The sequence below is a fragment of the Acinetobacter sp. YH12128 genome, from assembly GCF_013418655.1.
GTDB lineage: Bacteria > Pseudomonadota > Gammaproteobacteria > Pseudomonadales > Moraxellaceae > Acinetobacter > Acinetobacter amyesii.
The window spans coordinates 1-10,823 of record NZ_VPBO01000042.1 but is presented as its reverse complement, the minus strand read 5'-3'; the positions used below and the strand labels follow the sequence as shown (position 1 = coordinate 10,823).

The following is a 10,823-nucleotide window of genomic DNA, read 5'->3' as shown; positions in this document are numbered from 1 at the left end:
TTATAATCAGCGAAGAATTCAAAAAGGCTTGGATTTTAAGACACCAAATCAAATGGCAGAAGACTTTTATCGGTTAGCTGCCTAGAATCTCCCAAGTGAAAGTCTCCTGCTAATTCAGCACACATCAGACTTATCCCCCCTCATCCCCACCTTCTCCCAATGGGAGAAGGAGCATCCATTACTAATTTAATACCGTTATAGGTTCTGCAATAGAAATTCCCTCACTTTTAAAAAGAGGGTTAGGGAGAAGTAAATATTTAATTTTCATATTTTTAACCATACAATCAATCCAAATACTTCACACTAAAAACAACATGACCATCAAAAAAGTATCCTCTATCGCCAAACTCGAAGACTTAGGACGTATTCAACTGTCAAAGTCTTTTTTTATGCGTGATTTCCTCTATAGCGAAATCGCAAATTGGTACGGTGTACCTAACTTCCCCGACCATCCTGACATTGCGATTCGTATGGGCTCAAAACTCTGCGAAGAACTACTTGAACCACTGCAAGAAAAGTTTGGACGTATTGCCATTCGTTCCGCGTACCGTTCACCAAGCGTGAACCAAATCGGCAATGAAAAAGGACACAACTGCGCGAGCAATGAGAAAAACTTTGCAAGCCATATTTGGGACTATCCTGACGCAAAAGGCTACGGTGCAACGGCGTGTATCGTCATTCCATCATTTTTAAAACTTTATGAAAAAGACCAAAGCAATTGGCAACAACTCGCCTATTGGATTCATAACCATCTGAACTATAGCCATTTGCAATTTTTCCCAAAACTCTGTGCTTTTAACATTGGCTGGCATGAACAACCCGCACGGAAAATTTATAGTTATATCCAACCGAAAGGCTATTTGCTGCGAGGTGAAGCGGTGAATGAGGGATTTGAGAAATTTTATCCTGATCTGATTTAATTTTTTAAGTTTCCCTCTACCCCCCGCCTTCTCCCAGTGGGAGAAGGTGCTTCCATTGCTAATTTAATACCGTTATGGATTGTTACTTACCTCTCCATTTAGTAGATGAACAGCACTGCTGCACAAGGGAGAGGTAAATATTTAACTTTTTAAAACTTTGTGAAAAACACTAAAGTCATTAATAATTGATAACAGCTAGCCTACTAGACTCATCATAATTTGAACTATAACCATCCATAACTTTTTATAAATCTAAATAAAAATATACAACTAAAGAATTTACAGCCTGCTTAAAACTGTCATTTCAATATGCTAAGGTAAATGAAAAATTGATATAAATCATATTTCAACAGAGGGTTACATCATGTCAAAACAAATTCTTATGCTCGTGGGCGACTATGCTGAAGACTACGAAACAATGGTACCTTTTCAATTTTTAGTTGGTCTTGGTTATACCGTACATGCAGTCTGTCCAGACAAGAAAGCTGGTGACACAGTGGCAACTGCTATACACGACTTTGAAGGTGACCAGACCTATAGCGAAAAACGCGGCCATAACTTTGCCATTAACTATGACTTTAGTACGGTAAATACCGAAGACTATGTTGGTCTGGTGATCCCAGGTGGTCGTGCACCGGAATACCTGCGCATGAATAATCGTGTAATCGAAATCGTACGTGAATTTGACAGTGTGAAAAAACCAATTGCAGCCGTGTGTCATGGCGCACAGATCCTTGCAGCAGCAGATGTACTCAAAGGCCGCACCTGTTCCGCTTACCCGGCTTGTGCCGCTGAAGTCAAATTGGCAGGCGGACAGTATGCCGATATTGCAGTCACGGATGCAGTGACCGACGGTCATTTAGTTACTGCTCCTGCTTGGCCTGCTCACCCTGCGTGGATGGCGCAATTTGTTAAAGCATTAGGCGCGACGATTACCATTTAATGCTTGAGTCACGAAACTAAAACGCATTGGATCATCATCCATTTAGGGTGAATCCATAAAAAATGCTCCTTGTATAAAAGGAGCATTTTTTATTTACTCAAAATAAAATTAACGAACCACACCTAACTTATTCCAAATTTCTGGGGTTAAAAATTTAGTCACCAATTTATTCAAATCGACATAACGCAGTACGCCTTGTAATTGTTGTTTAATTTCAGGCGTCTTTAATATTTCATCCCCTGTGATACTACCAAGCTCTTGAAAACTTTCGCCTACAGCCTGTAGACCGTCGGCTTTAATTACGGCCTGCGTTTGCGTAGAACATTGCTCAACCAAGATTCGTTGCATGACCTGCGCCAAATTTTTATCGAGTTGCGTTTTTTGCGCATCACTGACATTACTGTACTGTTTTAAATCTGGATGTGCTGCCAATGCAGAAAAGGTCCATTGTAAAACCGCCTTTTTATCCGCCGCAGTAGTCGATTTCACTAAACATTGACTGAGCTGATCGACCGTCGGACTCGCCAAACTCACCTGAGTCGTTCCGAGCATCATGAGCGTCAATAAAGCCAAACCTGTTGGTCGTGAAAAACGTAGATGTAATTTTTTAGATAAACCGTAAGCCATAGACCAAACTCCCAAAACTTGAGTCACCTTTGTATCATGAAGTGCTGTATTTGCTGTTTGGTCTATGTAACTCAACTATTCATTTTTGCTAGTCGGTGCATAGATGAGAGGATGAATCGTTGGCCTTCTATTCCAATACCAGTAAAAATGTCCATGGGTATCGAGCAAACTATGGGTGGTCAATGTCGATTTATTGCTATCCCCTCGCCAACATGCAAGTGCTGCATTACGGTTATTATGTAGGTCAATAAACTCAGGATTCGAATATTTGGGTTTCGCAGGAATATATAAAGCATCTCCGGGATTAACCCATAAATCTGCCAAGTAAATCTTGCCTAGATTTGGAAAATAGCGCCCTACTGAGATGACCAGTGGCAGTTGATCTTGATCGGTCGAGCAAAAAATATGCGGAAAGTCATGATGTTCTAAATCAGTAGCCACATAAGGAAATAAGGTTTTTCCACTACAGTCAGGCTTACCGCCATCTAGATAGGCAAAACAATGACCTGCCATCATGCCGTATTCATAATGAATCTCTGACAGTCGTTTTTGATTTGAATGAATCTGAATCGCTTCACCTGCCTGAACTAAGGTGATACCAAAAGCTGCCGCGGTTTCTTTGCTTGCCACCAATGGCATAAACTCGAAGTGTTGCCCTTCAAATTCAAGCTCCGTTTGCTCCCCCCAATTGGTAATTTTAGTCGAAATTTCGGAAGGTACATCGTAGGGATTTCCCATCGTCATTTTCGCATTGGTGGCTGACTCGGTAATTAAATGAATTCCTGCCCCAAGTGATGCTAAATATGTTGGATGCCCACGATCATTCAAAAAGAAGGGTGTTTGCTCGATATTGACTGTAATCTCTGTTAATTCTCGGTCAAATAATGGTGCATTAAAATAAGTTTCATTTACTGAACTCATGGTTTTTCCTTATTATTTTTTAAAATTTTATCTGAGTACATCATTGGATCAGGATAAAAGCTTATTTCCCCAAATGGCTTTTATCCTGTTGAAGTTTATTTCATACGATTCAACATATTTTTTGCCCCTGCGTGGTTATAGTTGGTCGCCAAGTTTTGTAGGATGCCTTTGGCTCTTGCATTGGCGTTTGGATAACTTTTGCTATATGCAGGCACTGAGGTTAAGCATTTTGCAACGAGCATACCTGATTCAGCATAGGCTCTATTGGCATTTGCACCATTTAATTTGCCATAGCTATAAGCGCGCTGTGCATTATTACAAGCGGTGACTTGGTTTTTTCCGGCATTCAGGTCACGTCGTGCATTCACATATAAGCGCATTTGTATCTGCTGAGATGTTTCAGCAACTGGTTTCACTATAGGTTTGTTTTCAGGCTCTTTGGCTTTGGTTTCTTTTTTAGTCTCTACTTCTTTTTTTGCTTCATCTTTCGCATTGCTTTTTGTTGTCGTTGCTTTTGCTTTTGCTTTGCTTGGTGTGGCTTTTTTAGCTACAGTTTCTTCTTGTTTATTATAGTTTTTGCGACGTTCTTCGGGTCCAATAATTGCTGTATACAAACTCACTAAGCGGGTTTCAGAACGGTCATTTGATTTACGCTCTGAAACGGGTTCAATTGCAACCATCCAGCGTTGTCCATCTGCCTGACTACACTGAAATACGCCTGTGCCCTGTTTTATACTGCTATAGGTCGCTAATAATTTACGACTCCATGCATTTTTGACTTGGTTCAAATTACTTTTATTCAGTTGAATAAATTTGCCATTTTTGGCTTGGCAGTAACTACTCATATTTTGCTTGGGTATCAGTGATTCTGCTTCAACATTTTTCTTTTGTGGTCCCCAATCATAGACGTATTCTTTCGCCTTCCCATTTGAACTATTTAGCCCTTTTTGATTGATCACATCTTGTGGTGTTGCATAATGATTAAATGAATTTGGGTTTAAACTCTGCATGGTTGTACAACCATGTAATGCAAATCCAATACTCCCCACCCATAAAATTGCCTTTAAATTCACAGCAAAAATCTCAAAAAATTCACCCTTAAAAAATAGCGTAATTTAGTGCCTTTCACAATTTTATAATCTTGATTTTATTTATTATTTTTATAAATTTAATCACTAAAATCGTACACGTTTGAGATGTGTGCATATGTTGTTAATTTTAATTTGATGAATTTCACATTTTATTTAAGTGTATTTGTTTATCCTTGGTGAACGGTCATCATCGTTCCCTTTTAGGTTATTTCGCAAGCATTTATGTATCGCTATGTGCTTATCAAATCTGCCATCAGAACAAGCCTCTATTATTAATAATAATATAAAGCTGGGCCTATCCATGATTCGAGCGACAATATGGAATCGAGTAAAAAAACAGCTCATCTAAAAATATTAATCTATTGATTTTATTGAAATATATTAACTTAAAATTAAAGTCATAAAAAAACCTGCATTTTATTACAGGTTTTTTTTAAATTTATAAACTCAATTGTTAATTTTTTCTTCAAATGCTCTTAAACGCTTATAAATAGAAATCAGTTCGATAATGGTTGTCCATGAGGAAATCAGGTATTGGAAGGAATCACGTACACGCCCAAAGACATTTAAAATTTGCATTAATATACCGAGCGTGATTGTTCCCGCTGCAATACTTGGAAACAATACAAAGAACCCATAAATATTATCAAGCTGCATATACCAAATACGAACTAGGTTGAAATAAGCGTAGTGGAAATACAGTCTAAAATAATTAAAACGAACTTTAGTAAATAATTCTTTTAATGTGAAAGGGTCTGCTCGATCTGCATGATCTTCACCATAAACTAATTCTTTACGATATGCTGCTTCGACTTTTTGATTATTAAACTCCAAACCCGGTAGTTTATAACCCACAAGCATTAAAATAACCGTCCCTAATACTGCCCAAAGGACTGCCGCCCAAACCAATGCATAGGCGATTTCCCCCACGACAGGTAATTTCTTTACATGTGTTGATAAAGTTAACAACACAGGTAGAAATGCAATTAAGGTCATCACCGATTCAACCAAGCTAACCCCAAGTCCTTCTGTGGTTCTCGCAAAACGCATCGTATCTTCTTGAATACGCTGTGAGGCACCTTCGATGGTTCTCAGTTTTTCCCAATGTGCAGTATAAAAGTCATTCATTGCGGTACGCCAACGAAAAACATAATGACTAACGAAAAACAGGTTCAATACCGCCAGTGTGACATATACCATGGCCACATAGAGAAAAGTCAGCGTCTCTGAATATAGCGTCGCCACTTCGCCCCCACCACCTGAAAGCATCTTCTGGATCAGATCATAGAATGGGTTATACCAAGCATTGATTACGACATTACATTCCACACTAAACCAAACATTAAACAGGATAAATGCGGTTCCCCACACAGACCATCGTTGCCAAGGATTATCTGATTTAATCTTCCAAAAGGCTGCAAAAAGCGCCGTTGCTACAAAAAACCAAGCATAGAACCATAAAAATTTGGGGCTCCAAAATCGGCTAATACCAATAGGCAATTCTGCTTGATGATAATTTGCAGCTAAACCGAACATCGTACCCCAACTATTGCCACCGCTATACCACAAGGCAATATTGATCACGAACCATATAAGGAATGATCCAAAAAACCATTTTGGATTTGGAAAAAAAGATTTAAACATTGGTCCTACATTTCCCTGAATCTTTGTTTTTAGTTTGAGTTGCTGATGATAAGTTTTATTTCATCAATTTTGTTATTCGGATTGAATATTTAACGCTGTTTAATCTGAAATTTAACAATCAAATACAAGACGACACATCATTCTGTTAGCTTAAGCATGAAAACTGAAAATTGCCTTAAATTCCTTTATTGATCAAGTCATATTGATGATTTGGTCATTGTTTGTGGAACAAAAAACGCATCTTAAGCATACAGATACACTTAAAAAATTTGTAATTTTATAAATTTTCTTTGATATCAATAAATTAAAATCCATAAATTATTTAACCATTATTTAAACTTAAGTTATGGAATTCTCTAAAATATTTTCTGCGATGTAGCTCACGTCATTTACAAAACCTGTTTCTTCACCAATAATATGCTAAGTTCAATTAACAACCTATGCTTGGGGAAGTAAAATGGAAAGTGCAATTGTTGAATTACTCAAACCAATTACATTAAATAAAGAAAATTGCAGTCCTTTGGTTTTTGAAACTGGTACCGTTCTAAAAGTGATTATGCAAACGCCAGAAGGCCTTTTGGTAAGTAATGATGACAAATTTAACTTTATGATTTCATTGAAAGATAAGAATGAAGTTTGGCGCGAAATTTAATTTTCGCCTCACTTTGTGATTTGTTTTTAAATCATATTTATTCTAAGAAATTTAATCATACAATTATTGAATAAACAGGATAAGGTTCTTAAATTCCATAAAAAGAACCCTCCTTTTAAGCAAATATTTTTCATAACTTAGATTAACGTTTAAATCCGTAAATCATATTTTTCTAAAATCGCATTGGTTTTCTGATGCAATCCCTCAAAATACACTTTACTCACCAGTGCTGAAGGCTTGGTTTTTGGTAATGGCCGAATTTCATGTGCGTGCGGAAAACGTTCAGTAAAATCAAATCGTTTAACCACTTTTTTAAACTCATCCATCACAAGATTTTCATCTTTACAAAAAACATCGTAGGCTTGCTGTTTTTCTGCATCCCAAAACTGCTTAAATGCATCTTGAACACTTTGACCATTCAACATTCGTGGCATTTGTTCATCAATAAACTTCTGAATCAAATCCATTTTTTTATACATTTTTCGGTCATTACTGAGTAAAGATTGGAGTTGTTGCTGCTGTTTAGCCCTTTGAATCGAGGATGGTGGCGCAGCAGCAATCATATTTAATAATGTATAAATATAATCCTGATTTACATAATCACTAATAATAAAATCTAAAGCAAAACTCACGTCACGTAGCACTGAATCTTTTTCAACCGCTGTACCTTTATTTATTCTGTCATACAAATCTTTATATTTAGATTTATAGTCCTCAAGTTCTTGCGGCACTATAACTGCTTTATCAACATCAAAGTCTGTATACATTTTCAGTTGTGAATGTAGACGAATCACATCACGAAAAGCTTGAATAAACTGCAACTGCTGACTTTCGAGTTTTAGATCATCTACTGACTGACACTCAGGTGTTATTTTTCTTAATTCACTAACACACTTATTAAATTCTGCTAATTGTTGATCCAATGGTGGCACAATCACTTGTTCAAAATTTTGGTCGTCTGCAAAAGTAGAAAGAGCTTTATCTGTTGCCTGCTTTAAATTTCTAAAACACACGACATTGCCAAAAGCTTTTGTTGGCTTATAAATACGGTTTGTACGCGAAAAAGCCTGAATTAAACCGTGATATTTTAAGTTCTTGTCGACATAAATCGTATTGAGCGGCAATGAGTCAAACCCAGTCAGGAACATATTGACCACAAGTAATAAATCAATTGGTGGCCCTTTCAGCTCCCCAACTTCTTTAGGTGGTTTAGGGACTTTGAAGTACTTAACGCGATCACCTAGATTTTTATAATATTCGTAAAATCCTTCGTCACAGTTATAGCTAGTCAGATGGCGCGTATTGAATTCTGCAATGATCCGTTCAAGTTGCGCTTTACGCCCCATATCAACTTGACTCGGCTGTTCTAGTTCTTCTTCAGAAATCGTACCTGTTGTGGAGTCATTAGCGTCGTTTGTCGTATCCTGCGCTCCAAAAGAAAAAATCGTACCAATCACTAAAGGGGTATAAATTTCTTCCTTCTTGTCCGCTTCTGCAACCAACTCTGCTTGGACTCTGGTAAATATTTCATAATATTGAAGTAGGACATCTACTGAGCTGACACAAAACATTGAACAAAATTCGCGTTTTGCCGTTTTTTTGTCATGATTTTTTAAAATATAACGTACAATTTTTTCTAAGCGCTCAGGGTTGTCATACAGTTCTTTAGTATCGATACCTTGTATTTTTTCATCACCAGCATTCACCTGATGAGCGGTAAATTGCCCCACATAATCAATTTGAAAAGGTAAAACATTTTTATCTGCTATCGCATCGACAATCACATATTTATGCAGCCGTTTAGGAAATAGAAATTCTGTGGTGTATTTCACCCCACCAATGCTTTGACAGTTCACAGGAAAAATAGGCGTGCCTGTAAAACCGAACATTTGCGCCTGTTTAAAGAAGCGTTTGATATTTTGGTGAGTATCACCAAATTGACTGCGGTGGCATTCATCAAAAATAAATACGACTTTTTTATCTGCCAAATCAGCGATCAATTCTCTGAATTTAGGGAGTGTAATTGCGTTATTCAGCTTTTGAATGGTCGTCACGACCAATTTATCTGTGAGTATATTGCTTTCATTTTTTCGTGAGTTCAGCCGTTTACCGATGAGCTGTTCGACCAATGTTTTGGTGTTGGTCGTTTGGTCTACGCAGTCGGGAACAAAGGCATTGAACTCTTTAGTGGTTTGATTATCTAGGTCTTTTCGGTCCACGACAAAGATAACTTTTTCTATTTCTGGCAACTGACGCATGATTTCACTGGCTTTAAATGCCGTGAGTGTTTTACCTGAACCTGTTGTATGCCAAATATAGGCATGATCGGTTGAGGTTTTCACATGCTGAATCATGTTTTCAACTGCATAGACTTGATAAGGTCGCAGCACCATTAAGCATTCATTGGTTTGATGCTGAACGATGTATTTACTGATCATTTTCGTAATATGTGGTGCGTTTAAAAATGCTTCGGTAAATTTACTCAAGTCATTAATAGCTTTGTTGCTTTCATCTGCCCACGGAAATGTAAAATCAAACAGTGGCGTACCGTGTGAATAATATAAGCAATTTACGCTGTTGCTAATAACAAAGAGCTGTATATAGCCAAACAAACCTTTTCCAGATGTATAGGCATCTTTACTGTAGTTATGCACTTGGTGAAACGCTTGTGCGATTTCTACGCCACTGCGTTTAAGTTCAACTTGTACTAATGGAAAACCGTTGATCAATAGCGTGACATCAAAACGGCTGGTTTCTGTACCGCTCTCACCGTATTGCACCGTCACTTGGTTGGTCACTTGAAAAATATTTTTTGCTGCATCATCACTTAAAAAGCGCAGTGTTTGGGTCGTACCGTCATCATGTTTAAGCTGATATGAACCACGTAAAAGTTTGGCTTTGCCAAAAATCGTATGTTCACTGCTCAGGTAATTCCATACCTGTTCCCATTGCTCATGTGTGAGTGGTGCAGTCAGTGCATTAAATTTTTCTATTTGATTTTTTAAGTTTGCGAGTAAGGCTGCCTCGTTTCTGTACTGAACACGCTCGTACCCTAACGTTGTTAAGTGCGCTATAAATTGGTTTTCGAGTTCGAGTTCTTTTTGGGTCGACATTTATAATACTGCTCAGTTTTTAACTATTGGTATGCATATCTATTGATTCTAATAGATTTATTATATTTTTCAATCTTTTAAATTCATCAAATAAACATCTAAACTGATGATACAGATCACTGTTTTTTCTTTTAGGAATCCTTCAGTACTTTCTTAAATAAAAAAATTCCCACATTTGAATAAATGCAGGAATATTATGAAACCCTATAAACAATCAGACAAACATTTGCTGTAACAAGCCTTTTTTCCACTGTTTGGCTTGTTCAATTTGCTGTGCAACAGTTTCAATTTTTTGGTCAATGGCTGATAGGAAATCAGCGATTTTGGTTTGTTCTTCTAAACAAGGTACTTTGACCTCAATATTACCAATTGAGGTTGTATTTAAACTTGGCACACCTGTGGCTTCATTCAAATTTAACCAATTAACCAATAGCAGTTGCTGATAAACAAATTTAGGTATTAATCTCTCACCAATTTCCGTATAAAAAAGAGTATCAACCGTCCAAAATTTCCCAGATATAAACTGAGGTTTATCAATCGTACCTTTACGACCAATAAGAATACTGTCGCCGTCGTAAAGATAAGAATCAACGTATCGCATTATCCCACCTGTCCCAAGAACAGGAATATTTCCTTCTTTTAATGCCTTATGATCTTTTCCATATTTGATAGTAATAACATCTCTAAATTTTAAATTTTCCCACTCCCTAAACTTACTCCCATCATCTGCTTTAAAACGAATCTTCTGACTAAACAGCTTTTGCATCATGCCCTGTTTATATTGGTGATGTGTGCTGAATTAGCAGGAGACTTTCACTTGGGAGATTCTAGGCAGCTAACCGATAAAAGTCTTCTGCCATTTGATTTGGTGTCTTAAAATCCAAGCCTTTTTGAATTCTTCGCTGATTATAA

At 37.2% G+C, this 10,823-nt stretch carries 9 protein-coding genes; 3 read left to right on the top strand and 6 right to left on the bottom strand.

Annotated elements, in window-relative coordinates; all coding sequences use genetic code 11:
* Window positions 1-314 precede the first annotated feature (314 nt).
* Together FTU64_RS15675 and FTU64_RS15670 are read left to right on the top strand one after the other, a co-directional pair.
* Window positions 315-920 (top strand): hypothetical protein, encoded by a 606-nt coding sequence (locus FTU64_RS15675; protein WP_180055338.1) that lies wholly within the window; start codon window positions 315-317, stop codon window positions 918-920.
* Window positions 921-1,284: 364 nt separating this feature from the next.
* On the top strand, window positions 1,285-1,863 hold the full coding sequence (locus FTU64_RS15670; protein ID WP_180055336.1) for a DJ-1/PfpI family protein: 579 nt from the start codon (window positions 1,285-1,287) through the stop codon (window positions 1,861-1,863).
* Window positions 1,864-1,971: 108 nt separating this feature from the next.
* Here FTU64_RS15670 and FTU64_RS15665 read toward each other — a convergent pair whose 3' ends face one another.
* The 4 genes from FTU64_RS15665 to sbmA all read right to left on the bottom strand — a co-directional run bounded on the left by FTU64_RS15665 (window position 1,972) and on the right by sbmA (window position 6,146).
* Window positions 1,972-2,418, bottom strand: a complete 447-nt coding sequence (locus FTU64_RS15665) for a hypothetical protein (protein WP_257222277.1) — start codon at window positions 2,416-2,418, stop codon at window positions 1,972-1,974.
* Window positions 2,419-2,565: 147 nt separating this feature from the next.
* Window positions 2,566-3,411 (bottom strand): hypothetical protein, encoded by an 846-nt coding sequence (locus FTU64_RS15660; protein WP_180055332.1) that lies wholly within the window; start codon window positions 3,409-3,411, stop codon window positions 2,566-2,568.
* Between the two features lie 95 nt (window positions 3,412-3,506).
* Window positions 3,507-4,484: a hypothetical protein gene (locus FTU64_RS15655; RefSeq protein ID WP_180060259.1), complete on the bottom strand. Its 978-nt coding sequence runs from the start codon at window positions 4,482-4,484 to the stop codon at window positions 3,507-3,509.
* A 465-nt stretch (window positions 4,485-4,949) separates the two neighbouring features.
* A complete protein-coding gene (gene sbmA / locus FTU64_RS15650) occupies window positions 4,950-6,146 on the bottom strand; it encodes a peptide antibiotic transporter SbmA (RefSeq protein WP_180060257.1) in 1,197 nt (398 codons plus the stop codon).
* A 457-nt stretch (window positions 6,147-6,603) separates the two neighbouring features.
* Here sbmA and FTU64_RS15645 point away from each other — a divergent pair, with 457 nt between their 5' ends.
* Window positions 6,604-6,798, top strand: coding sequence for a hypothetical protein (locus FTU64_RS15645; protein ID WP_078189992.1), 195 nt, complete (start codon window positions 6,604-6,606; stop codon window positions 6,796-6,798).
* 149 nt (window positions 6,799-6,947) lie between these two features.
* Here the strand turns inward: FTU64_RS15645 and FTU64_RS15640 are convergent, their stop codons facing one another.
* The gene (locus FTU64_RS15640) at window positions 6,948-9,911 is read right to left on the bottom strand and encodes a type I restriction endonuclease subunit R (RefSeq protein WP_180060255.1); all 2,964 of its coding nucleotides are present in this window, start codon (window positions 9,909-9,911) and stop codon (window positions 6,948-6,950) included.
* A 214-nt stretch (window positions 9,912-10,125) separates the two neighbouring features.
* A complete protein-coding gene (locus FTU64_RS15635) occupies window positions 10,126-10,581 on the bottom strand; it encodes a restriction endonuclease subunit S (RefSeq protein ID WP_373886584.1) in 456 nt (151 codons plus the stop codon).
* Between the last annotated feature and the right edge of the window lie 242 nt (window positions 10,582-10,823).

Excerpts from the sequence above, each read along its gene's own strand:
- FTU64_RS15675 (WP_180055338.1), top strand. The coding sequence starts at position 315 with ATGACCATCAAAAAAGTATCCTCTATCGCCAAACTCGAAGACTTAGGA.
- FTU64_RS15670 (WP_180055336.1), top strand. The coding sequence starts at position 1,285 with ATGTCAAAACAAATTCTTATGCTCGTGGGCGACTATGCTGAAGACTAC.
- FTU64_RS15665 (WP_257222277.1), bottom strand. The coding sequence starts at position 2,418 with ATGATGCTCGGAACGACTCAGGTGAGTTTGGCGAGTCCGACGGTCGAT.
- FTU64_RS15660 (WP_180055332.1), bottom strand. The coding sequence starts at position 3,411 with ATGAGTTCAGTAAATGAAACTTATTTTAATGCACCATTATTTGACCGA.
- sbmA (WP_180060257.1), bottom strand. The coding sequence starts at position 6,146 with ATGTTTAAATCTTTTTTTCCAAATCCAAAATGGTTTTTTGGATCATTC.
- FTU64_RS15645 (WP_078189992.1), top strand. The coding sequence starts at position 6,604 with ATGGAAAGTGCAATTGTTGAATTACTCAAACCAATTACATTAAATAAA.
- FTU64_RS15640 (WP_180060255.1), bottom strand. The coding sequence starts at position 9,911 with ATGTCGACCCAAAAAGAACTCGAACTCGAAAACCAATTTATAGCGCAC.